At 66.4% G+C, this 21441-nt stretch carries 22 protein-coding genes, 1 other RNA gene and 1 pseudogene; 16 read left to right on the top strand and 8 right to left on the bottom strand.

The window, feature by feature from the left end:
* Window position 1: 1 nt before the first annotated feature.
* From mraZ to rsmI, 3 genes are all read right to left on the bottom strand, one after another.
* Entirely contained in the window at window positions 2-457 is a 456-nt protein-coding gene (gene mraZ / locus FSV73_RS09740) for a division/cell wall cluster transcriptional repressor MraZ (protein WP_007162063.1), read from the bottom strand.
* A gap of 288 nt (window positions 458-745) precedes the next feature.
* Window positions 746-1101, bottom strand: an RNA gene (gene rnpB / locus FSV73_RS09735) — RNase P RNA component class A.
* 61 nt (window positions 1102-1162) lie between these two features.
* Window positions 1163-2005: a 16S rRNA (cytidine(1402)-2'-O)-methyltransferase gene (rsmI, locus tag FSV73_RS09730; protein ID WP_437179276.1), complete on the bottom strand. Its 843-nt coding sequence runs from the start codon at window positions 2003-2005 to the stop codon at window positions 1163-1165.
* 126 nt (window positions 2006-2131) lie between these two features.
* On the opposite strand from rsmI, the gene FSV73_RS09725 reads away from it, so the two are divergent.
* Genes FSV73_RS09725 through FSV73_RS09710 form a run of 4 tightly spaced genes read left to right on the top strand, consistent with a single transcriptional unit; the run spans window position 2132 to window position 5485 of the window.
* Window positions 2132-3919 (top strand): penicillin-binding protein activator, encoded by a 1788-nt coding sequence (locus FSV73_RS09725; protein ID WP_145007189.1) that lies wholly within the window; start codon window positions 2132-2134, stop codon window positions 3917-3919.
* The gene (locus FSV73_RS09720; protein WP_145007186.1) at window positions 3916-4290 is read left to right on the top strand and encodes a YraN family protein; all 375 of its coding nucleotides are present in this window, start codon (window positions 3916-3918) and stop codon (window positions 4288-4290) included. Before FSV73_RS09725 ends, FSV73_RS09720 begins: the two co-directional genes overlap by 4 nt.
* A 32-nt stretch (window positions 4291-4322) precedes the next feature.
* Window positions 4323-4916 carry a phosphoheptose isomerase gene (locus FSV73_RS09715; RefSeq protein ID WP_007162067.1) on the top strand — a complete coding sequence of 198 codons (594 nt, stop codon included), beginning with the start codon at window positions 4323-4325 and terminating at the stop codon, window positions 4914-4916.
* Complete coding sequence (locus FSV73_RS09710) at window positions 4913-5485, top strand: BON domain-containing protein (protein ID WP_145007184.1); 573 nt, start codon at window positions 4913-4915, stop codon at window positions 5483-5485. Before FSV73_RS09715 ends, FSV73_RS09710 begins: the two co-directional genes overlap by 4 nt.
* Before the next feature lie 63 nt (window positions 5486-5548).
* On the opposite strand, the gene FSV73_RS09705 is transcribed toward FSV73_RS09710, so the two are convergent.
* A complete protein-coding gene (locus tag FSV73_RS09705) occupies window positions 5549-5785 on the bottom strand; it encodes a DUF2171 domain-containing protein (protein WP_145007182.1) in 237 nt (78 codons plus the stop codon).
* A 144-nt stretch (window positions 5786-5929) separates the two neighbouring features.
* On the opposite strand from FSV73_RS09705, the gene FSV73_RS09700 reads away from it, so the two are divergent.
* Window positions 5930-6586 carry a sulfite oxidase-like oxidoreductase gene (locus FSV73_RS09700; protein WP_145007181.1) on the top strand — a complete coding sequence of 219 codons (657 nt, stop codon included), beginning with the start codon at window positions 5930-5932 and terminating at the stop codon, window positions 6584-6586.
* A gap of 7 nt (window positions 6587-6593) precedes the next feature.
* Here the strand turns inward: FSV73_RS09700 and FSV73_RS09695 are convergent, their stop codons facing one another.
* Together FSV73_RS09695 and FSV73_RS09690 are read right to left on the bottom strand one after the other, a co-directional pair.
* Entirely contained in the window at window positions 6594-6998 is a 405-nt protein-coding gene (locus FSV73_RS09695) for a hypothetical protein (RefSeq protein WP_145007179.1), read from the bottom strand.
* Window positions 6995-8215 carry an N-acetylmuramoyl-L-alanine amidase gene (locus FSV73_RS09690; protein WP_145007177.1) on the bottom strand — a complete coding sequence of 407 codons (1221 nt, stop codon included), beginning with the start codon at window positions 8213-8215 and terminating at the stop codon, window positions 6995-6997. The genes FSV73_RS09695 and FSV73_RS09690 overlap by 4 nt, the downstream gene beginning before the upstream one ends.
* Before the next feature lie 279 nt (window positions 8216-8494).
* Here FSV73_RS09690 and osmE point away from each other — a divergent pair, with 279 nt between their 5' ends.
* The 11 genes and pseudogenes from osmE (at window position 8495) to FSV73_RS09640 (ending at window position 20266) form a co-directional block, all read left to right on the top strand.
* Window positions 8495-8833: an osmotically-inducible lipoprotein OsmE gene (gene osmE / locus FSV73_RS09685; protein WP_007162073.1), complete on the top strand. Its 339-nt coding sequence runs from the start codon at window positions 8495-8497 to the stop codon at window positions 8831-8833.
* A gap of 192 nt (window positions 8834-9025) precedes the next feature.
* On the top strand, window positions 9026-9547 hold the full coding sequence (locus FSV73_RS09680; protein ID WP_145007176.1) for a hypothetical protein: 522 nt from the start codon (window positions 9026-9028) through the stop codon (window positions 9545-9547).
* A gap of 230 nt (window positions 9548-9777) precedes the next feature.
* Window positions 9778-11613: a dihydroxy-acid dehydratase gene (gene ilvD, locus FSV73_RS09675; protein ID WP_145007174.1), complete on the top strand. Its 1836-nt coding sequence runs from the start codon at window positions 9778-9780 to the stop codon at window positions 11611-11613.
* Between the two features lie 427 nt (window positions 11614-12040).
* Window positions 12041-13285 (top strand): maltoporin, encoded by a 1245-nt coding sequence (locus FSV73_RS09670; RefSeq protein WP_260856053.1) that lies wholly within the window; start codon window positions 12041-12043, stop codon window positions 13283-13285.
* A gap of 63 nt (window positions 13286-13348) precedes the next feature.
* Window positions 13349-14377: a sugar ABC transporter substrate-binding protein gene (locus FSV73_RS09665; RefSeq protein WP_145007172.1), complete on the top strand. Its 1029-nt coding sequence runs from the start codon at window positions 13349-13351 to the stop codon at window positions 14375-14377.
* A 98-nt stretch (window positions 14378-14475) separates the two neighbouring features.
* Window positions 14476-15558: an ABC transporter permease gene (locus FSV73_RS09660; protein WP_145007170.1), complete on the top strand. Its 1083-nt coding sequence runs from the start codon at window positions 14476-14478 to the stop codon at window positions 15556-15558.
* Window positions 15558-16325, top strand: coding sequence for an ATP-binding cassette domain-containing protein (locus FSV73_RS09655; RefSeq protein ID WP_145007168.1), 768 nt, complete (start codon window positions 15558-15560; stop codon window positions 16323-16325). The genes FSV73_RS09660 and FSV73_RS09655 overlap by 1 nt, the downstream gene beginning before the upstream one ends.
* Window positions 16326-16572: 247 nt before the next feature.
* A pseudogene (locus FSV73_RS26095) lies at window positions 16573-17604 on the top strand (HAMP domain-containing protein); the annotation flags it as partial.
* A gap of 153 nt (window positions 17605-17757) precedes the next feature.
* Complete coding sequence (locus tag FSV73_RS26090) at window positions 17758-18462, top strand: methyl-accepting chemotaxis protein (RefSeq protein ID WP_437179275.1); 705 nt, start codon at window positions 17758-17760, stop codon at window positions 18460-18462.
* Window positions 18463-18584: 122 nt separating this feature from the next.
* Window positions 18585-19943, top strand: coding sequence for a uracil-xanthine permease family protein (locus FSV73_RS09645; protein WP_145007166.1), 1359 nt, complete (start codon window positions 18585-18587; stop codon window positions 19941-19943).
* Between the two features lie 122 nt (window positions 19944-20065).
* Complete coding sequence (locus tag FSV73_RS09640) at window positions 20066-20266, top strand: hypothetical protein (RefSeq protein WP_145007164.1); 201 nt, start codon at window positions 20066-20068, stop codon at window positions 20264-20266.
* Here the strand turns inward: FSV73_RS09640 and FSV73_RS09635 are convergent.
* Complete coding sequence (locus FSV73_RS09635; RefSeq protein ID WP_145007162.1) at window positions 20263-20757, bottom strand: DUF523 domain-containing protein; 495 nt, start codon at window positions 20755-20757, stop codon at window positions 20263-20265. The genes FSV73_RS09640 and FSV73_RS09635 overlap by 4 nt on opposite strands.
* 30 nt (window positions 20758-20787) lie before the next feature.
* Window positions 20788-21420, bottom strand: coding sequence for a 2OG-Fe(II) oxygenase (locus FSV73_RS09630; RefSeq protein ID WP_145007160.1), 633 nt, complete (start codon window positions 21418-21420; stop codon window positions 20788-20790).
* Between the last annotated feature and the right edge of the window lie 21 nt (window positions 21421-21441).

The raw sequence follows: 21441 nt of genomic DNA, 5'->3' as shown, positions 1-21441 counted from the left end.
GTCACAGGATCAAATCGCGCATTTCATCCGGCATACCGCCGGGTTCTTTAATTGCCAGGAGATCCGCGTCGCACACGGCGCTCCAGGCGTCCTCATCCCATAACTGGAATTTGTTGAGCTGCCCGACCAGCATCACTCGGCGGTCCAGCTTGGCGTATTCACGCAGGCGCGGTGGAACCAGGAAGCGGCCACTGCCGTCGAGTTCCAGGTCCACCGCGTTACCGATCAGCAAGCGCTGCAAGCGGCGAGTTTCCTCGCGTAGCGAGGGCAACTGCCGCAGCTTGCTTTCGATGATTTCCCACTCGGGCAGGGGGTAGACGCAGAGGCAGGGATCGACCGCATCGATCGTCACGATGAGCTGGCCGGCACAACGCTCCAGCAGCTCGTCACGATACCGGCTCGGCATCGCGGCGCGCCCCTTGGCGTCGAGACTGATGGCGTTCGCTCCCCGAAACAATGTCGCGTCCTCTAATAGGCTCTTCCTGCCATTTAATCCCACTTCGTCCCACTTCGTACCACCAGGCGCCACTATATTGAGGAGGGCCACTTTCAGTCAAGGTAAGCGAAGGGGTTCCCAGGCCGCGTGGGACGGGGATTTCGAGCAAATTGCACGAGTTCACGGACAGGACGAACGACATCAATTTCCGACAAACGGAAATCAAGTCAATTGATTGGCTCAATTGATTAAAGTGATCTATGAAGAGATGCTGGGAGCCCCGAGGCAGAGCGCCTGGGAGGGAGGGGATGCGAGAGCCGACCTGTAAGCCGGGTTCTGTCGAGGACAGTCATTCCTCTGGGACAACCATCGCTGGTTGCCTCTAGCGACCTACCCGAATCCAGCGCGGGCCACGCCTATGGATTCCTATTTGGTCTTGCTCCAGGTGGGGTTTACCTAGCCACGAACTGTTGCCAGCCGTGCGGTGCGCTCTTACCGCACCTTTTCACCCTTACCGGCGCTTGCGCGCTTAGGCGGTTATTTTCTGTGGCACTTTCCGTAGGCTCACGCCTCCCAGGCGTTACCTGGCACCTCGCCCTATGGAGCCCGGACTTTCCTCCCTCGCAACCCTTGCGGATCACGACAGCGACTGCCCGGTCGGCTCTCGCGGCGCAAGGGTATAGAGACTGGGGGCGGATAACAAGGAAAGATGCCCACTAATTCGCCCTACTCGCCTTTGCGCTCCAGCGCCAGCTGATAGAGCAGATTCTTGCGCGCACCGGTGATCTGCGCCGCCAGGGCGGCGGCGCGCTTGACCGGCAGTTCCTCCAGCAGCAGATCCAGGATGCGCAGGGTCTCGCTGTCCACCTCGGCGTCCTCGGGCGCTGCCCAGCCGGCCACCAGCAGCACGCACTCGCCGCGCTGCTGATCCAGGTCCGCACGGATCCAGGCCTGCAACTCGGCGGCGGGCAGGCCGCGCAGGGTCTCGAAGGTCTTGGTCAGTTCGCGGCCCAGCACGATGTGCCGGTCGGGACCGAAGGTGGCCACCATGTCAGCGACGCACTCGTCGAGGCGATGGGGCGCCTCGTAGAAAATCAGCGTCCGTGGATCCTCGCGCAATGCGGCCAGGCGCCCCTGGCGGCCCACCGCCTTGGCTGGCAGGAAGCCTTCGAAGCTGAAGCGATCCGACGGCAGGCCGGCCGCCGACAGCGCCGCGACCAGGGCACAGGCCCCGGGCACCGGCGAAACCCTGATGCCCTGGGCGCGCGCCGCCCGGACCAGGTGGAAGCCCGGATCGGAAATCAGCGGCGTGCCCGCATCGGAGATCAGGGCGACGTCGTCGCCCGCCTGCAAGCGGGCGATGAAGCGGCCACCGGCATCCCGCTCGTTGTGATCATGGCAAGCCGCCAGGGGCGTCTCGATCCCGAAATGCCGCAGCAGGCGCGATGAGTGACGGGTGTCTTCGGCAGCGATCAGGGCCACTTCGCGCAGGACTTTCAGGGCGCGGGCGGTGATGTCGTCCAGGTTGCCGATGGGGGTGGCAACCACATAAAGAGTACCGGGCGAAATCATGATGAAACCTGACGGACTGGAAATAGCCCAACAGTGTACGCCGCTCTCGCCCTCGGCGTTCGCAGCGCCGGGGTGCTGTGAGACAATCGGGCCCTATCCAGACCTTAGCTCAGGAACCACCGCATGAAGTTCCGCCTGCGTCCGCTGCTCTGCGCCACCGCCTTCGCCCTGCTCGCCGCCTGTAGCAGCACGCCTACCACGAGCACGCTCGGGGAACTGCCCCAGCCCAGCCAGGCCAGCATCGAGCAACTGCTGAACCAGGCCGGCTCCAGCCAGTCCGAGCAGGCCAACCTGCTGCGCCTGACCGCCGCCGACAAGGCCTATGCCCAGCAGAATTCCCGTGAGGCGCGGCAGATCCTGGGCTCCATCAACCTGGAAGGTCTCAAGCCCGCGCAGCAGATGTTCGCCCAGACCCTGCTGGCCCAGCTCGACCTGCTCGACAAGCAACCGGCGCAGGCGCTCAAGCGCTTCGATCATCCGAGCTTCGCCCAGCTCGGCGAACTGCCGGCGCAGCAGCAGATCCGCAGCGGCCTGACCAAGGCCGATGCCCAGGCGGCCAATGGCCAGCCGCTCGCCGCCGCCCAGGAACGCATCTTCATCGGCCCGCTGCTCGACGGCGACTCCGCCCATGACAACCGCGAGCAGATCTGGCAACTGGTAACTAGCCTGCCGGATGCGCAGCTGCGGCAGAGCGTGAAGGACGCCGACCTCAACGGCTGGCTGGCCCTGGCGGCCATCACCCGCGGCAACCTGGCGCTGGATCAGCAGCTGGCCGCCATCGAGGACTGGCAGAAGCAGCATCCTGGCCATCCGGCGGCGCGGCAGTTGCCCGATGATCTGGAGCGCCTGAAGACCCTGGCGCGCGAACCGCTCAACCGCGTCGCCCTGCTGCTGCCCCTGCAGGGCCAACTCGCCGGCGTCTCCCGCGCGCTGCAGGACGGCTTCATGGCCGCCCGCTACGAAGCCCTGGCCGCCAACCAGCCCGCCCCGACCGTGACGGTCTACGACAGTACCCAGATGGGTTCGCTGGACGCCTTCTACCGCCAGGCCCAGGCTGCCGGCATCCAGCTGGTGGTCGGCCCGCTGGAAAAGAACCTGGTCAAGCAACTGGGCGATCGCCCGCAGCTGCCGATCAATACCCTGGCGCTGAACTACGGGGACAGCCAGGGCGCCCAGCCGCCGCAACTCTTCCAGTTCGGCCTGGCCGCCGAGGACGAAGCCCGCGAAGCCGCTCGCCGGGCCTGGGCCGACGGCAAGCGCAGCGCCGGCGCCATGGTGCCCCAGGGCGACTGGGGTAGCCGAGTACTGGCGGCCTTCCAGAGCGAATGGCAGCAACTCGGCGGGCGGATCGTCGCGGCCGAGCGGATCGGCCAACCGGTGGAGATCGCCAATCGCATCACTAGCCTGCTGCAGATGCGCCAGGGCATGGACTTCATCTTCCTCGCCGCGACGCCGGCCCAGGCGCGCCAGATCAAGCCGATCCTGGTCTACCAGAACGCCCGCGACCTGCCGGTATATGCCACCTCCAACCTCAACAGCGGGGTCAACGAGCCGGGCGTCAACCAGGACCTGAACGGCATCCTGTTCTGCGAAACCCCCTGGCTGCTCGACCCCAGCAATCCGCTGCGCGCCAAGATCACCGGCCAGTGGCCCCAGGCGGGCACCAGCATCGGCCGCCTCTACGCCATGGGCGCCGACGCCTACCTGCTGGCGCTGCACCTGCAGCAGCTGAAGGCACTGCCCAACTCCGAGCTGCCCGGCCTGTCCGGCAATCTGAGCGTGGCGCCGGACCAGCGCGTGGTGCGCCACCTGCCCTGGGCGGAATTCCGTAACGGCGTGGCCCAGCCGCTGCCGGCCAACAATGCACCGCTGCCCGCCACCAGCGTGCCAGCTTCGCTCAGCACGCCGTGAAGCAGCCCCCGCACCTGCAACGTGGCCAGCAAGCCGAGGATCGTGCCCTGCAGTACCTGCAGACGCGCGGTCTGCGGCTGATCGCGCGCAACTGGCGCTGGCGGGGTGGCGAGCTCGATCTGGTCATGCTCGACGGCGATACAGTAGTATTCGTCGAGGTGCGCGCCCGCCGGCATACCGCCTGGGGCGGCGCCGCGGAAAGCATAGATGCCCGCAAGCGGCAGCGGCTGGTCAACAGCGCCGCCCTCTTTCTGCAATCCGAAGCGCGCTGGGCCAAGCGGCCCTGTCGTTTCGACGTGATCGCGATCGGCCCCGGGGCCGACGCGTCCCCTCAGGCACTCGAATGGATCCCCCAAGCCTTCGAGGCCTGAGGCCCTCCACTGCACAGGTCAAAGATATCGCGATGGACACCCACGCCCGCATCCAGAAACTCTTCCGGGACAGCATCGAAACCAAGCGTCAGGCGATGGAAGTCCTGATTCCCCATATCGATCTGGCCAGCCAGGTCATGGTTGCGGCCCTGCTCAACGAAGGCAAGATCCTCACCTGCGGCAATGGCGGCTCCGCCGGCGATGCCCAGCATTTCTCCTCGGAGCTGCTGAACCGCTTCGAGCGCGAACGCCCCAGCCTGCCGGCGCTGGCGCTGACCACCGACACCTCGACGCTGACCTCCATCGCCAACGACTACAGCTACAACGAGGTGTTCTCCAAGCAGATCCGCGCCCTGGGTCAGCCGGGCGACATCCTCCTGGCCATCTCCACCAGCGGCAACTCGGCCAACGTGATCCAGGCGATCCAGGCCGCCCATGACCGCGAGATGACCGTGGTCGCCCTCACCGGTCGCGACGGCGGCGGCATGGCCTCGCTGCTGCTGCCCGAAGACGTCGAGATCCGCGTGCCGGCCAAGGTCACCGCCCGCATCCAGGAAGTGCACCTGCTGGTGATCCACTGCCTGTGCGACCAGATCGATCAGCAACTGTTTGGAAGCGAAGAATGAAGAAGGCTCCCCTCCTCGCCATCCTGGCACTGTCCTTCGCCGTGGCTGGCTGCAGCAACGTGGTCACCGCCAGCCGCGACAAGCCCATCGACGACAACCGCGGCACCCGCACCCTGGGCAGCACCGTGGACGATGCCTTGATCGAGACCAAGGCCGCGGTGAACATCTCCAAGGCCAATACCGATCTCGCCAGCTCGCACATCGTGGTGGTGAGCTACAACGGCGTGGTGCTGATCGCCGGCCAGACCCCAAGGGCCGACCTCAAGGCCCAGGCCGAACAGGCCGTGCGCAGCGTGCAGCGGGTCAAGACGGTGCATAACGAATTGCAGGTAACCGGCAACTCCTCGTTGCTGGCGCGGAGCAACGACTCCTGGCTGACCACCCGCATTAAGACCCAGATGTTCGCCGACCAGGACATCCCCGGCTCGCGCATCAAGGTGGTCACCGAAAACGGCATCGTCTACCTCCTGGGCCTGGTGACCCAGCAGGAAGCCGCCCATGCCGTGCAGCTGATCCAGAGCGTCTCGGGCGTCCAGCGCATCGTCAAGTTGTTCGAATACATCAACTGATCCCGCTCGACGCCCAACAAAAAGCCCCGCATTAGCGGGGCTTTTTGTTGACCGAATGCTTGATCAGGCGGCTTGCCACTCGCGCTCGGCTTCGTCGCGGGTCTTCACCAGGCGGACCTGGGTGCCTTCCACCGATTTCACCCAGCTCAGCGGAATATAGTGATGCTGGCCCTGGGCGTCTTGATCGCGCTTGGTCAGCTTGATGCGATCGGCGCCTTCCAGGTGATCGACGGTGCCCACGTGCTGGCCGTCCGAACCTACGACTTCCGCATGCTCTTTGATCTGGGTTGCATCTACCATGGTCGTTTCTCCGGCAGTTTGAAGGGAAAGGCCTCTTGCAGAGCGCCTGAAGATAGGAGAGGCGGAGCGCGGTCAGGGTTCGCCTCGCGCCGACGAAAGGCCAGCGACATGGTCATAAGCTCAGAACATCACGAGGATCCTGCCATGAGCGACGAGCCGAGCAAGTTGACTCTTTCCAAGGAACGCTGGGCCCAGGAGGGACGCTTCCTGACCGGTGAGCGGGCGCGTCCGGAGAGCGAACGGCTACCACCCGGCCAGCATCGCGTCAGCAACTGGCCGGTCCTGGACCTGGGCGTACGGCCCGAGGTCAGCCTGGCACGCTGGCAACTGGCGGTGACCGGGGCGGTGCGGCAGACCCTGCGCTGGAACTGGGACACCTTCGCCGCGCGGGCGACCACCCACGCGGTCAACGACATGCACTGCGTCACCACCTGGTCACGCTACGACAATCACTGGATAGGCCTGCCGGTGAGCGAACTGCTGGAGGAGGTGCAACCGCGCGAAGAGGCGACCCATGTGCTGCTGCACAGCTACGACGGCTACATCACCAACCTACCCCTGGCCGACTTCGCCGCCCCCGGGGCCATGCTGGTGCACAGCTGGGAAGGTCAACCCCTGACGGCCGAGCACGGCGGGCCGGTGCGGGCGCTGATCCCGCACCTCTACCTGTGGAAAAGCGCCAAGTGGCTGAGGCGCATCGATTTCCGGGTAGGCGATACGCCAGGCTTCTGGGAGATGCGCGGCTATCACGACCGCGGTGATCCCTGGCAGGAACAGCGCTATTCCGATGATGACGCCTGATGGCGCCCTAGGGCGCCGCCGGAGCCAGCTGCAGCTCGACCGGATCGCCGGGATTCAGGCTGCGGATGCGGAATTCGTCGCGCTTGAGGCTGAGGATTTCCGTGGGATAGGTGATGCCTTCCTCGATCAGGTTCAGACCCTTCTCGGTTCGCGTCCAGCGCCCCAGCGAGGGCTGGCTGCTGGGCGAGGCCATCACCAGGGTGCCGTCGCTGAGGAAGACGTACAGCATGCCGGGCTCGATGCTGTTGCTGGTATGGATCTGCCAGACCTTGTTGACGAAGCTTTCCTGGGTAGCGCTCGCCTTGCTGCCGCCGCCCTGGCCATAGCCGATCAGGCCGGCCACGACGCACAGGGCGCCTAACGCCAGTACCACCACGCGCCAGTAACGACGCGCCTTGTCTTGCACACTCATGTCACTCCTTGGGTGTTCTTCAGGCTGGCCAGGTAGGTGCCGAGCGGCGGCCGCTCCTGGAAGTAGCCATGCAGCCCGGCGAAGATCGAATCGGCCAGTTGCTTCTGGTGACGACTGTCGAGCAGGCGCCGGCAGTCGCGATCATTGGAAATGAAGCCGGTCTCGACCAGGATCGAGGGGATGTCCGGTGATTTGAGCACAGCGAAGCCGGCCTGCTCCACCCGTTTCTGGTGCAGGTTGGTGATGCTCGACAATTGCCCCAGCACCTTGTGGCCCAGGTCCAGGCTCGAGGAGATGGTGGCGTTCATCGACATGTCCAGCAGCACGCCGGCCAGCATGGGGTCGCGCCCCTTGAGGATCTCGTTGGCGCCGATCAGGTCGACGTTGTTCTCGCTGTCGGCGAGGAAGCGCGCCGTGGTGGAGGTGGCCCCGCCCTCGGACAGCGCATAGACCGAGGCGCCATAGGCGGTGCGGCGCGGGGCGGCATCGGCGTGCACCGAGACGAACATGTCGGCGTTGTAGCTGCGCGCGACCTCGACCCGCTTGCGCAGCGGCACGAAGAAGTCGTCGTTGCGCACCAGCTTGGCCTTGAAGCCCTTTTGCAGGTTGATGCGGCGCGCCAGGTTCTGCGCCACGATCAGGGCGATGTCCTTTTCCCGATCACCGCGTGCGCTCAGGGCGCCGGGATCCTTGCCACCGTGGCCGGCGTCGACCACCACCATGATGTCGCGTCCCGCGGCCAGGCCCTTGCCGCGCTTGACCTCCAGCGGCGGCTCGGCCTCGGCCGGCGGGCGCGCCGCGACCACCGGCGCACCGGCGCGCTTGAGGTCGAGGACCAGGCGATTGGCGGCGCCCTCACCGGGACCGAGGATGAAGCTTTCCATTTCCACCGGATGCGCCAGCTCCAGCACCACGCGGGTGTCCTGGGCGCCGTAGTGGGCGCTGCGCACGGCGCGGACCGGCGATCCCTGCAGCGCCAGGTGGTTGAGCACCGCAGGCGCCTGGGTATCGGCCAGGTCGAGGATGATGCGATCCGGCGCCACCAGGGTGAAGGTCTTGTAGCGCACCGGGCCGGTGAGATCGAACACCAGGCGCAGCTTGTCGGCATCCTGCCAGGCCCGCGCGCCCTTGAGTTGCTGGCGAGCGGCAAAGGCGGGCAACCCGACGGGCAAGGTCATGCCGGCCAGGATCAGATTGAGCAGACGACGGCGATTCATGAAGTCCTCGCAAGAAACGAGAAACGGCTGGGAAGTTACAACATAACGCCAAAGATCGCCTGCCGCCTGGCCGCTGTCAACTGCCGTTCGAGTAAAATATTCCTTAAAAAACGGGGATATAGCGTTCGTTTGAAGAATCAGCTTTAGATACAGTCACTTGCCGTCGCCGGGGCGCGGGCCGTCAGAAAGGCGAACGGCGAGAAGTGCGACGGAGAGCGAATTTATCGGCGCCGCCATCGTCGAAGTGTCAGGCACTTCCGCCTTTGAAGGGATCACACCATGAACAAGAAGATTGCCGTCGCGACCGCCCTGTTGGCTGGCACCGTCCTGGCGGGCTGCGCCTCGGTCAAGAACACCGCCGACTACACCGTGGGCCGCGTCGAGTTTCGCGAGCAGCCGCTGGTGAAGCAGGTGGACAAGGGCATGAGCAAGGCTGACGTCCTGCGTATCGGCGGCACCCCGTCGAGCACCTACACCCGCAAGTATCGCCCGGGCACCTGCAACAACTATGTGCTCAACAAGGATGGCAAGGAGCAGGTCTACTCGATCGGCTTCGACAGCATGAACCGCGTGGACAGCAAGGACTTCGAGACCTGCGAGAGCGCTGACCGCGCCTGAAGCGGGACGCGAACCGGCCGGTCCGGCCGGGTGTCCTGAAGGACGCTGGCGGCGTCTGATGGACAGGATGGGCGAGCGGCTGCACCATGGACGCTCGCCATCCCCGACCGCTACGCCGATGTCCTGTCCTGCGGATCGACGCGGGTTCGGCCGGCACCGCCACGCTCTACCATCGTTCCAAGGAATTCAGGCATGTCCAGACGTCACCTCATACTCACAGCTGCGGTGCTTTCCCTGACTGGCTGCGGTGGCTATGACTACAGCTGCGATGCGGCCAAGACCGCCGAACTGGTCCGCCAGCAATACGCCCAGACCATCAACGAGATCTACGCCGAGGACATCGCCGCCGGCCAGCCCGCGCTGGAAGCCGGCCAGGTCTCGCTGGTCGACATCAAGACCCAGGAAGAGCCGTCGGACAGTGGCGATGCAGGCTTCTATACCTGCAACGCGACCGTCGAGGCGACCTGGCCAAAGGCCGCCCTGGAGCGCCTGGCCCCCGCGGCCGCCCAGTTGGCCAGCGTCGGCGCCATCCTCGAGAACGGCCACCTGCGCCATGCGCTGAGCTACGAGTCCTCGCTGGAAGGGGGCGACAAGCAGCGCGTCGACATCACCCTGCCCGAAGCCGTGGACCTGAGCCTCAAGACCCTGGCCGGCCAGGAGCCCATGGACGAATACCTGGAAGATGCCCCCGACGGCGAACAGGAAGCGCCCTGATCCACCGGGCGCCGGCGCTGCTGTGCAGCCCTGGTGCCCGCGTGTATGATCCTCCTTCCCCTCGCCAGCATCCTCCGGCGGGTTCGTGAGCCCTGGTGCCCCTGCGGTGATCCCGCATGACGTCGCCACCCTCCGGCCCGGCATTCGTCACTCCGCGTTTGCACCGTGCCTCGCCTGCGCTCACGATGAGCAGAACCGTGACCTAGAAAGCCGCCTCGGAGAGCCGCTTCATGCCTGACTATCGCTCGAAAACCTCCACCCAGGGTCGCAACATGGCTGGCGCCCGGGCGCTCTGGCGCGCCACCGGGATGAAGGACGAAGACTTCAAGAAGCCAATCATCGCCATCGCCAACTCCTTCACCCAGTTCGTACCGGGCCACGTCCACCTGAAGGACCTCGGTCAACTGGTCGCCCGCGAGATCGAGCGGGTCGGCGGCGTGGCCAAGGAATTCAACACCATCGCCGTGGACGACGGCATCGCCATGGGCCACGACGGCATGCTCTATTCGCTGCCGAGTCGCGAGATCATCGCCGACGCCGTGGAGTACATGGTCAACGCCCACTGCGCCGATGCCCTGGTGTGCATCTCCAACTGCGACAAGATCACCCCCGGCATGCTGATGGCCGCGCTGCGCCTGAACATCCCGGTGGTCTTCGTCTCCGGCGGCCCCATGGAAGCCGGCAAGACCAAACTGGCCAGCCATGGCCTGGACCTGGTGGACGCCATGGTCATCGCCGCCGACAGTTCGGCGAGCGACGAGAAGGTCGCCGAATACGAGCGCAGTGCCTGCCCCACCTGTGGCAGCTGCTCGGGCATGTTCACCGCCAACTCGATGAACTGCCTGACCGAAGCCCTGGGCCTGGCCCTGCCGGGCAACGGCTCGACCCTGGCCACCCACGCCGACCGCAAGGAACTCTTCCTCCAGGCCGGCCGCACCATCGTCGACCTGTGCCGCCGCTACTACCAGGAGAACGACGAGTCGGCGCTGCCGCGCAACATCGCCTGCTATGCCGCGTTCGAGAACGCCATGACCCTGGACATCGCCATGGGCGGCTCGACCAACACCATCCTGCACCTGCTGGCCGCGGCCCAGGAGGCCGAGGTGGACTTCGACCTGCGCAACATCGATGCCCTGTCGCGCAAGGTGCCGCAGCTGTGCAAGGTGGCGCCGAACATCCAGAAGTACCACATGGAAGACGTGCACCGTGCCGGTGGCATCTTCAGCATCCTCGGCGAGCTGGCCCGTGGTGGCCTGCTCCACACCGACCTGCCCACCGTGCACAGCCGCACCCTGGGCGATGCCATCGAGCAGTGGGACATCACCCTGACCCAGGACGAGGCGGTGAAGACCTTCTTCCGCGCCGGGCCGGCCGGCATCCCGACCCAGGAAGCCTTCAGCCAGGCCACCCGCTATGACAGCCTGGACGACAACCGCGCCGAGGGCTGCATCCGCAGCGTCCAGCACGCCTACTCCCAGGAAGGCGGTCTGGCGGTGCTCTATGGCAACATCGCCGCGGACGGCTGCGTGGTGAAGACCGCCGGCGTGGATGAGTCCATCCATGTGTTCGAGGGCAATGCCAAGGTCTTCGAGAGCCAGGACGCTGCCGTGCGCGGCATCCTCGCCGACGAGGTGCAGGCCGGTGACATCGTCATCATCCGCTACGAAGGCCCCAAGGGCGGCCCGGGGATGCAGGAGATGCTCTATCCCACCAGCTACCTGAAGTCCAAGGGCCTGGGCAAGCAATGCGCCCTGCTCACCGACGGCCGCTTTTCCGGGGGTACCTCGGGGCTGTCCATTGGCCACGCTTCGCCGGAAGCGGCTGCGGGTGGCGCCATCGGCCTGGTGCGCGACGGCGACAAGGTGCTCATCGACATTCCCCAGCGCAGCATCAACCTGCTGGTGAGCGATGAGGAGCTGTCCCATCGCCGCATCGAGCAGGACAAGCTGGGCTGGAAACCGGCCCAGCCCCGCGCGCGCCGGGTGACCACCGCACTCAAGGCCTATGCCCTGCTGGCCACCAGTGCCGACAAGGGCGGCGTGCGCGACAAGGCGCTGCTGGGCTGACCGCTCCCGCCGGGCGATGGCATCTGCCGTCGCCCGGCTGCTCCACTTTATCTTCCCTCCCCCATAGGCGCCTGCCGGTCTATCTCGGGCCTTTCGCCTCGCCCCCTCTTTGCCGCTTCCCGTGCCCTTCGCCAAGCTTCAGCGCTCCTGCCACGACCCCCATTCCAGAGCGGTTCCATCATTGCTTGGCTTGCTATTTTTGTAGAAGCGCGAACTGTGATTCAGCTCACAATCGACTCGAAACGAGACGCTAGGCCGTTGAGTGATCAAAGGCTACCCTCCGTCTGCCGCTGAATTGATTCAGCGATAAGTTTGTAGTCAGGTAAGGCCGCAATGGTCACACCTAAGTTGATCTTTCGCTGGAGCACGGCGGATCAGGTGTGAACCAGGCACCGCGTTGCACAACAACAATAATTAGGGAACATAAATGAAGAAGAAAAAGGCTATCCCCCTGGCCAGGGTTTCGGTCGCGTCCTTGGTGAGCACTCTCCTCCTGATCCCCGCTGCACAAGCCTTCGAAACCACCGGCTACTTCCGCGCCGGCCTCGGTGACTCCACCGGTTCCGGTTCCATGCGCTGCTTCAAGCTCCAGGGTGCCCAGTCCAAGTACCGCCTGGGCAACGAGTGCGAGCAGTACGGCGAATTCGCGGCCAAGCAGGATGTCTTCTCGCTGGACGATGGCTCGGCCGTGGGCGTCTACGGCATGGCCAGCCTCTATAACCAGTACGACCGCACCCCGACCTTCCATGGCGACAACGGCCAGATCCGTGCGGTCCAGGCCTATGCCTACTGGAACAACATCGCCGCCCTGAACGGCGGTAACCTCTGGGCCGGTCGGCGTTACTACAAGCGTAACGACATCCATATCTCCGACTTCTTCTACTGGAACCAGAGCGCCACCGGCGGCGGTATCGAGGACGTCAACATCGGCGGCCTCAAGTACAGCCTGGCCTTCTCGCGCAAGGACAACCAGAACCAGAAGGACTTCCAGAACCGCATCGACTTCAACGTCGCCGGCTTCAACACCAACCCCAATGGCTCGCTGGAGATCGGCGTCAGCTACCTGGACAAGCCCAGCAACCAGCCCAACGCCAACAGCGGCGTGGCGGTGACGCTGCAGCACAAGCAGGCCAACTTCATGGGCTGGGGTGGCGTGAACACCTTCGCCGTGCAGCGCGGCCAGGGCCCGGGCACTGCCCTGGGCAGCACCGGCGACCCCACCCTGAGCAGCGCCGACGTGTCCTATCGCGTGGTCGACTACTTCGACTGGCAGATCAGCCGCTACTGGGGTGGCCAGCTCGCCGCGGTGTACCAGAAGGACGAGCGTCCCAATGGCAACGACCTGCGCTGGACCTCGCTGGGTGGCCGGCTGGTGTACGGCATCACCGACCAGTTCAAGTTCTCCACCGAACTGGGCCATGACCAGGTGGAAGCCCCGGGCGGCACCCGCAAGCTGACCAAGCTGACCCTGGCGCCGACCTGGTCGCCCAAGGGACCGGAATTCAAGACCCGACCGGAATTCCGCCTGTTCTACACCTATGCTGTCTGGAACCGCGCCGCGCAGAACGCCGCTGACGAGTTCGATCCGGGTTCGTCCCTGTCGAGCACCGGTAACTTCGGTAGCGACCTGCACGGCTCCAACATCGGCTTCCAAGTCGAGCAGTGGTGGTAACGGCTCCACCGCGACCGGTGTGCTGCCGGTCGCGTTCCCGTCTCTGAATCCGAGCGCACAACAATGAAAAGAACCGTCTCCCTCGCCGCCTTCGCCGGTTGCCTGTTGGCCGCCGCCCTGGCCAGCGGCACCGCCCAGGCCGCCCCCGTCTCCGCCTGCCTGATCACCAAGACCGACACCAATCCGTTCTTCGTCAAGATGAAGGAAGGGGCCAGCGCCAAGGCCAAGGAGCTGGGGGTGACGCTCAAGGCCTATGCCGGCAAGATCGACGGCGACAGCGAAAGCCAGGTGGCCGCCATCGAGACCTGCATCGCCGATGGCGCCAAGGGCATCCTCATCACCGCCTCCGACACCAAGGGCATCGTGCCGAACCTGCAGAAGGCTCGCGAGGCCGGCCTGCTGGTGATCGCCCTGGATACCCCGCTGGACCCGGTGAGCGCCGCCGACATGACCTTCGCCACCGACAACCTGCTGGCCGGCAAGCTGATCGGCCAGTGGGCGAAGGAAACCCTGGGTGACAAGGCCAAGGACGCCCGGGTGGCCTTCCTCGACCTGAACGCCTCCCAGCCGTCGGTGGACGTGCTGCGCGACCAGGGCTTCATGCTCGGCTTCGGCATCGACCCCAAGGACCAGAGCCGCATCGGTGACGAGACCGATTCGCGCATCGTCGGCCACGACGTCACCAACGGCAACGAGGAAGGCGGTCGCGCGGCGATGGAGAATCTGCTGCAGAAGGACCCGACCATCAACGTGGTACACACCATCAACGAACCGGCCGCCGCCGGTGCCTACGAGGCACTCAAGGCCGTCGGCCGCGAGAAGGACGTGCTGATCGTGTCCATCGACGGCGGTTGCCCGGGCGTGCACAACGTCGCCGACGGCGTCATCGGCGCCACCTCCCAGCAGTACCCGCTGCAGATGGCGGCGCTGGGCATCGAGGCGATCAAGACCTTCGCCGACACCGGCAAGAAGCCAGTCCCGACCGAAGGCAAGAACTTCGTCGACACCGGGGTGAAGCTGGTGACCGACAAGCCGGTGCCGGGCATCCAGTCCCTCGACAGCAAGACCGCCCTGCAGAAATGCTGGGGCTGATGGTCCGTCGTCCAGGCTGAAGCGCCGCGGTCGACTGCGCTTGCACGTCAGCGCAGTCGACCGACTCCCAGCCGCTTTCCCGCTATCAGGAGATTGCCATGAGCGATCCGACCTCGCCCTCCCCATCCGGCCAGCCGTTCGAGCAGGTGCTCAAGCACAGCGCCACGGAGGTGGCCTCCTTCACCCGTGACGAGCGCAGTGCGCTGCTCAGATTCCGTCACTTCCTGCATTCGCGGCCCTCGGCGGTCTCGCTGCTGGTGCTGCTGCTGTCGCTGGGCATCTTCGGCGTGCTGCTGGGCGGCAAGTTCTTTTCCGCCTTCACCCTGACGCTGATCCTGCAGCAGGTCGCCATCACCGGCATCGTCGGCGCCGCCCAGACGCTGGTGATCATCACCGCCGGCATCGACCTCTCGGTGGGCGCCATCATGGTGCTGTCCTCGGTGGTCATGGGCCAGTTCACCTTCCGCTACGGCCTGCCGGTGGAGTTGTCGATCCTCTGTGGCCTGGCGGTGGGCACCCTGTGCGGGATGGTCAACGGCTGGCTGATCGCCCGCATCAAGTTGCCGCCCTTCATCGTCACCCTGGGCATGTGGCAGATCGTGCTGGCAGCCAACTTCCTCTATTCGCGCAACGAGACCCTCCGCGCCCAGGAAATCGGCGCGACGGCGCCGCTGTTGCAGGTCTTCGGCGAGAATTTCCGCCTGGGTGGCGCCGTCTTCACCTATGGGGTGATCGCCCTGGCGGTGCTGGTCGCCCTGCTCTGGTACGTGCTCAACCACACCGCCTGGGGCCGGCACCTCTATGCGGTGGGCGACGATCCCGAGGCCGCGGCGCTGGCCGGGGTCAACGTCCGCCGCATGCTGATCACGGTGTACGGGCTGTCCGGACTCATCTGCGCCTTCGCCGGCTGGGTACTGATCGGCCGGATCGGCTCGGTCTCGCCCACCGCCGGCCAGTTCGCCAACATCGAGTCCATCACCGCCGTGGTGATCGGCGGCATCTCGCTGTTCGGCGGCCGCGGCTCCATCCTCGGCATGCTGTTCGGCGCCCTGATCGTCGGCGTCTTCGCCCTCGGCCTACGCCTGCTGGGCACCGACGTGCAATGGACCTATCTGCTGATCGGCACGCTCATCATCGCGGCCGTGGCTATCGACCAATGGATCAGAAAGGCGGCCAGCTGATGACTACCGAACCCCTGCTGATGGCGCGCGGCCTGGTGAAGCGCTATGGCCGCGTCACCGCCCTCGACCATGCCGACTTCGACCTCCTGCCGGGCGAGATCCTTGCCGTGATCGGCGACAACGGCGCCGGCAAGTCCTCCTTGATCAAGGCCATCTCCGGCGCCCTGCGCCCGGACGAGGGCGAGATCCGTTTTGAAGGTCAGCCGATCCAGTTCGCCTCGCCCATCGCTGCGCGGCGGGCCGGTATCGAGACGGTCTACCAGAACCTGGCGCTGTCGCCAGCGCTGTCCATCGCCGACAACCTCTTCCTCGGCCGCGAGTTGCGCAAGCCGGGGCTGCTGGGCAGCCTGTGCCGGACCCTGGACCGCAAGGCCATGGAGCGCATCGCCCGGGAGAAGCTGTCCGAGCTGGGGCTGATGACCATCCAGAACATCAACCAGGCGGTGGAGACCCTGTCCGGCGGTCAGCGCCAGGGCGTGGCGGTGGCGCGGGCGGCGGCCTTCGGCTCCAAGGTGATCATCCTCGACGAACCCACCGCGGCCCTCGGCGTGAAGGAGTCGCGCAAGGTCCTGGAGCTGATCCTCGACGTGCGCGCCCGCGGTATCGCCATCGTGCTGATCTCCCACAACATGCCCCATGTGTTCGAGATCGCCGATCGCATCCACATCCATCGCCTGGGTCGCCGCCTGACGGTGATCGATCCGCGTCAGCACTCCATGGCCGACGCCGTGGCGCTGATGACCGGAGCGCAGAGCGTGGCGGCCTAGTCGAAAGGCTGCGACTGGACGTTCAGCCGAGCGCTTCCCATTGGCACCTCCTGTGCCCTGACAAAGCCAGGTCGACACCAGCCCCCTGCGCGCCGCGCGGGGATGTCGCCCTATCGAGATCCGATCGCCTGCCTCGCGAATTGCTGGAGCACGAGAGGCCCCGTCGTCAGGCCGACGGCTGCGCTTAAGTTACTCCGCGCCTCTGTCGATACAGGGGGATAACAAACATCCAGGTGGACCTCAGTTCATGCCTACTGCCCTGTCGTTGAAACAGAAACTCTCGCTGTCCGCCACCGCTGCCGTCCTGGTCGTGGGTATCGGCCTGACCACCATCAACTTTCTCAACACCCGCGCGGCCCTCGAGGCTTCCACGGTCGAGCAGCTGAAGACGGTCAGCTTCGTCTTCAATGGCGGCGTCCGCCAGTGGCTCGACGGCAAGGCCGCGGCGCTGGGCGCCCTGGCGCCGGAGACCCAGGAGGCGAATCTTCCCGCCAGCCTCAACCAGGTCAAGCTTTCGGGTGGCTTCGACAATGTCTTCTATGCCCGCGGCGATGGCAGCCAGGTCAACGCCAATGGCGTCCAGCTGCCGCCAGACAACAACGATCCGCGGAAATGGCTGTGGTACCAGCAGGCGCTGCAGAACCCCGGCCAGGTCTTCTTCTCCATCCCCACGGTGGCGGCGGCCACCAAGCAGAACGTGCTGTCGCTCGGCTGGGCCTTGCAGTCGGGAGGCAAGACGACCGCCATCCTCGGCGCCGACGTGAGCATCCGCGACATCCTCGAGCAGCTCAAGCGCGTGCAACTGCCGGGTGCCGGCAGCGCCGTGCTGGTCAACGGCCAGAACATCGTGCTGGGGCATGAAGACGCCGCCCTGCTGGCCAAGCCGATCACCGAACTCTACCCGCTGCTGGGCGCGGACACCCTCAAGGGCCTGGCCCAGGCGCCGGGCGAGCGCTTCGTGACGACCGCAACCGGCCAGCGCCTGTACGCCGCGCCCATGAACCACAATGGCGAAACCCTGATCATGATCGTCGACGAAGGGGTGCTCATGGCGCCGCTGCAGCGGCAGCTGTGGATCAGTGTCGCCATCCTGGCGGCGGTACTGGGCGTGTCGCTGCTGCTCATCAATCTCTTCTGCAGCTACCTGCTCCGGCCGCTGGGCGTGGTCTCCGCGGGCCTGCAGGTCATCGCCGATGGCCAGGGCGACCTGACCCGGCGGATCGCCGTGCAGAGCCACGACGAAGTCGGCGGACTGGCGGGTCACTTCAACCAGTTCGTCGCCAGCCTGCATGGCCTGATCGGCGGCGTGCGCCAGCATGCCGAGAACGTGGACGCCGAATCGCACAAGGTCCTGCAGCGCAGCGCCGCGGCCACCCAGGAACTGGGCCGCCTGCAACAGGAAATCACCCTGGTCGCCACGGCCGTCACGGAGATGTCCTCCGCCACCCAGGAGATCGCCCGCAACGCCGAGCAGACCGCCGCGGCCATCCGCCAATCCTCCGACAGCACCACCCAGGGCCTGAGCCTGGTGCAGACCAGCAAGGCGTCCATCAACAGCCTGGCCCGGGAGGTGGATGACGCCACCCAGGTGATCGGCGAACTGGACCAGCACTCGCAGTCCATCGCCCAGGTGCTGGACAGCATCCAGAGCATCGCCGAGCAGACCAACCTGCTGGCGCTGAACGCGGCCATCGAGGCCGCCCGCGCCGGCGAGCACGGCCGGGGCTTCGCGGTGGTCGCCGACGAGGTGCGGACGCTGTCGCAGCGTACCCAGGCCTCGACCCGGGAAATCAACGAGACCATCGGCACGCTCCAGCAGATGACCCGCCAGGCGGTGCAGCGGATGGGCAGCAGCATGGCCATCGCCGAACGCAGCGTGGCCGATGTGGAGCGCGCCTCCAGCGCCCTCGAAGCCATCGCCGAGAGCGCCGGGGTCATCTCCGAGATGTCGCTGCAGATTGCCACGGCGGCCGAGGAGCAGACCTCGGTGACCGAAGAGATCACCCGCAACGTCATCACCATCAAGGCGCTCGGCGACACCCTGGCCAGCGGCGCCGAGGATTCGGAACGGCAATCGCGCTCGCTGCAGCATCACGCCGCCGATCTGAACCGGGACGTGGCCCGCTTCATCCTGTAAGGCGTGCGCCGTCGCACCCGGGCTACCCGCCGGCCACCAGGTCGCCGGGCAGCCCGGGGCGAAGTCCTGCGCCCCGTGACGGGCATCCGGTAAGATCGGCGCTTTGCCGCGACGATCCGCCCATGTCCCAGACTCCCCGCTCCGAACTGCTCTACGGCCCCGCCGACCGCCCGCGTCCGCTGATCGCCCTGCTGGCCGCCATCCAGCACCTGCTGGCGATCATCGTGCCCATCGTCACCCCCGGCCTGCTGATCTGCCAGGCACTGGGCGTCGCCCCGCGCGATACCAACCTGATCGTCTCCCTGTCGCTGTTGATCTCCGGCATCGCCACCTTCGTCCAGTGCCGGCGCTTCGGCCCCTTCGGCGCCGGGCTGCTGATCGTCCAGGGCACCAGTTTCAACTTCGTCGGCCCGCTGATCGCCGGTGGCGCCCTGATGGTGAAGAACGGCACCCCGGTGGAAGCCGTGATGGCCGCCATCTTCGGCGTGGTCATGGCCGGCTCCTTCGTCGAGATGGGGGTGTCGCGGGTGCTGCCCTTCGTCAAGCGCCTCATCACCCCGCTGGTGACCGGCATCGTGGTACTGATGATCGGCCTGACGCTGATCAAGGTCGGCCTGATCAGCATGGGTGGCGGCTTCACCGCCCTGGGCAACGGCACCTTCGCCAACGGCGAGAACCTGCTGCTCTCGGGCACGGTGCTGGCGACCATCGTGGTGGTCAATCGCCTGCCCGTACGCGGCCTGCGCAGCAGCGCCATCGTCGTCGCTCTGCTGCTGGGCTACGCCCTGGCCGCCTGGCTGGGCCGGCTGGACTTCACCGGCCTGCACACGGCCGCCTGGGTGCAGATCCCCCTGCCGCTGCACTTCGGCCTGGGCTTTTCCTGGTCGCTGTTCGTGCCCCTGCTGGTGATCTACCTGGTGACCTCGCTGGAGGCCATCGGCGACATCACCGCCACCAGCAAGGTCTCCCGGGAGCCGGTGGAAGGCCCGCTGTGGATGCAGCGGATCAAGGGCGGGGTGCTGGTCAATGGCGCCAACTCGCTGCTGGCCGGCCTGTTCAATACCTTTCCCAGCTCGGTGTTCGCGCAGAACAACGGCGTGATCCAGCTGACCGGCATCGCCAGTCGCCACGTCGGCCTGTGGATCGCCGCCCTCCTGGTGCTGCTGGGGCTGTTCCCGACGGTGGCGGGGGTCATCCAGGCGGTGCCCGAGCCGGTGCTCGGCGGCGCGGCCATGGTGATGTTCGGTGCGGTGGCGGCCTCGGGGATCAACATCCTCGCCGGCGTCGACCTGGATCGCCGGGCACTGCTGATCATCGCCGTGTCCCTGGCGCTCGGCCTGGGCATTTCCCAGGTCCCGGAATTCCTCGCGCACCTGCCGGCCGGCCTGCGCGCGGTGCTGGAGTCGGGCGTCGCCACCGGCGGCCTCTGCGCCCTGCTGCTGAACTGGTTCCTCCCGGAAACGCCGCGCGCCGCGGACTAGCCGCGCTCATTTCATCGCGGGGCTGAAGTTCCGCGAGGGGGTGCCGATAAGCCTGGCAAGTCACCTGTGGACTCGCCGCGCGCGTCGTTGCGCGCGTGGGCGATCCACCCAGCAGAGCGCCCATGATCAGCCCGGATGTTCCTGTCGTTAAGGTCCCCCTGCGCGAATATGCCGCCCTGGCGCGCGCCATGGGCGCCACCGTCTTCGCCCAGAACCTCGAGAAGCGGCCTGGCGAACTGGTGGGCTGGCGGTTTCCCAAGGGCTGTTTCGTGCAGAAGGCGCACTTCCACAGCCTGCTGGGCCGCTACCCGGAAACCCTCTAGGCGTTGCCTTCCAGCGCCGCGAGCCAGTGCTGCGCAGCGGCCAGTTCGGTCTCGTTGAACACGGCGACGCCCGCGCGCTTCAGCGCCGCCGCCGTGACCCCCTCGCCCGCGACCCGGGTGCCGCTGAAGCTGCCATCGTAGTTTTCCCGGTTGCCGCAGGACGGACTGCGCGCCTTGAGCACCGCCAGGCGGATGCCATGCCGCGCGATCAGTTCGAGGGCGGCTTCGGCACCGGTGACGAAGGCGGCGGTCACGTCCGCGCCGCTGTCGGTCACCACCGGCAGGCGGCCGTCGAGCACGGCGCCGCCCTGGCCCCCGGGGATTTCCGCCGGTGGCCGCGGGGTCGGCAGACCGCCCGCCACTTCCGGGCAGAGGGGCACGATGCGCCCCTCCCCCTGCCAGACGCCCAGCAGATCGAAGGGACCATGGGCGCCGCCGTCGTAGCGCACCCGGTGCCCCAGCAGGCAGCGACTCACCAGTATCTTTTCCATGGCGCCTCCGATAGTCCCACCAGCCTAGCGCTAACCCTGCAGCGGATTGTCACCCCGGCGACGGAACCAGCCGGTCAGCGACAGCCGCTCGCGGGTGGCGGGCAGTACCTCGTGGGGCAGTTGGCCGGAGAGAAAGCAGACCAGGCTGCCCCCCAGCGGCAGGACGTCCTGGTGCCGCTGCTCGTCGAGGTAGAGCCGCAATTCGCCGCCCTGCTCCGGTAGCCAGGCGTCGTTGAGATAGAGGACCAGGGAGACCATGCGCCGGTCGTCGTCGCGGAAGCGATCCAGATGCCGGGCATAGAAGGCGCCAGGCGGATAGAGGGCGAAGTGGCTCTCGTAGTCCTCTAAGCCCAGGAACAGGGTGCGGTTGAAGGCCTCGCGCAGGGTATCCATGAGCTGCAGGTAGCGTTGCACGCCCGGGTGGGCGTCGTCCGCCTCCAGCCAGGCGATGTGATCGCCACGCACTCCCTCGCGGATCAGCGGACTGTCGCCACGGCCGATGCCGGCGCGCTCGAGTTCGCCCCGGGCATGGCGCAACCGGCACTCGGCGGCCAGGTCGGCGGTGAGGTCCAGCGGCAGGAAGATGCTCTGCCGCGACCAGCCATGCTCGGCGAGATCCTCGACGATACGTTGCAGCAGGGGATGCTCGGGGTGCAGAGCCATCGCGAAAACCGTGAAAGACCG

The sequence above is a fragment of the Pseudomonas oryzihabitans genome (assembly GCF_007665395.1).
GTDB lineage: Bacteria > Pseudomonadota > Gammaproteobacteria > Pseudomonadales > Pseudomonadaceae > Chryseomonas > Chryseomonas psychrotolerans_C.
Note: the sequence above shows the minus strand (reverse complement) of the source record. Positions and strands in the feature narration are given on the sequence as shown.

Coding starts and splice junctions, on each gene's coding strand:
- FSV73_RS09725 (WP_145007189.1), top strand. CDS start 2,132: ATGAAGTTCCGCCTGCGTCCGCTGCTCTGCGCCACCGCCTTCGCCCTG.
- FSV73_RS09715 (WP_007162067.1), top strand. CDS start 4,323: ATGGACACCCACGCCCGCATCCAGAAACTCTTCCGGGACAGCATCGAA.
- FSV73_RS09710 (WP_145007184.1), top strand. CDS start 4,913: ATGAAGAAGGCTCCCCTCCTCGCCATCCTGGCACTGTCCTTCGCCGTG.
- FSV73_RS09705 (WP_145007182.1), bottom strand. CDS start 5,785: ATGGTAGATGCAACCCAGATCAAAGAGCATGCGGAAGTCGTAGGTTCG.
- FSV73_RS09700 (WP_145007181.1), top strand. CDS start 5,930: ATGAGCGACGAGCCGAGCAAGTTGACTCTTTCCAAGGAACGCTGGGCC.
- FSV73_RS09695 (WP_145007179.1), bottom strand. CDS start 6,998: ATGAGTGTGCAAGACAAGGCGCGTCGTTACTGGCGCGTGGTGGTACTG.
- FSV73_RS09690 (WP_145007177.1), bottom strand. CDS start 8,215: ATGAATCGCCGTCGTCTGCTCAATCTGATCCTGGCCGGCATGACCTTG.
- osmE (WP_007162073.1), top strand. CDS start 8,495: ATGAACAAGAAGATTGCCGTCGCGACCGCCCTGTTGGCTGGCACCGTC.
- FSV73_RS09680 (WP_145007176.1), top strand. CDS start 9,026: ATGTCCAGACGTCACCTCATACTCACAGCTGCGGTGCTTTCCCTGACT.
- ilvD (WP_145007174.1), top strand. CDS start 9,778: ATGCCTGACTATCGCTCGAAAACCTCCACCCAGGGTCGCAACATGGCT.
- FSV73_RS09670 (WP_260856053.1), top strand. CDS start 12,041: ATGAAGAAGAAAAAGGCTATCCCCCTGGCCAGGGTTTCGGTCGCGTCC.
- FSV73_RS09665 (WP_145007172.1), top strand. CDS start 13,349: ATGAAAAGAACCGTCTCCCTCGCCGCCTTCGCCGGTTGCCTGTTGGCC.
- FSV73_RS09660 (WP_145007170.1), top strand. CDS start 14,476: ATGAGCGATCCGACCTCGCCCTCCCCATCCGGCCAGCCGTTCGAGCAG.
- FSV73_RS09655 (WP_145007168.1), top strand. CDS start 15,558: ATGACTACCGAACCCCTGCTGATGGCGCGCGGCCTGGTGAAGCGCTAT.
- FSV73_RS26090 (WP_437179275.1), top strand. CDS start 17,758: ATGTCCTCCGCCACCCAGGAGATCGCCCGCAACGCCGAGCAGACCGCC.
- FSV73_RS09645 (WP_145007166.1), top strand. CDS start 18,585: ATGTCCCAGACTCCCCGCTCCGAACTGCTCTACGGCCCCGCCGACCGC.
- FSV73_RS09640 (WP_145007164.1), top strand. CDS start 20,066: ATGATCAGCCCGGATGTTCCTGTCGTTAAGGTCCCCCTGCGCGAATAT.
- FSV73_RS09635 (WP_145007162.1), bottom strand. CDS start 20,757: ATGGAAAAGATACTGGTGAGTCGCTGCCTGCTGGGGCACCGGGTGCGC.
- FSV73_RS09630 (WP_145007160.1), bottom strand. CDS start 21,420: ATGGCTCTGCACCCCGAGCATCCCCTGCTGCAACGTATCGTCGAGGAT.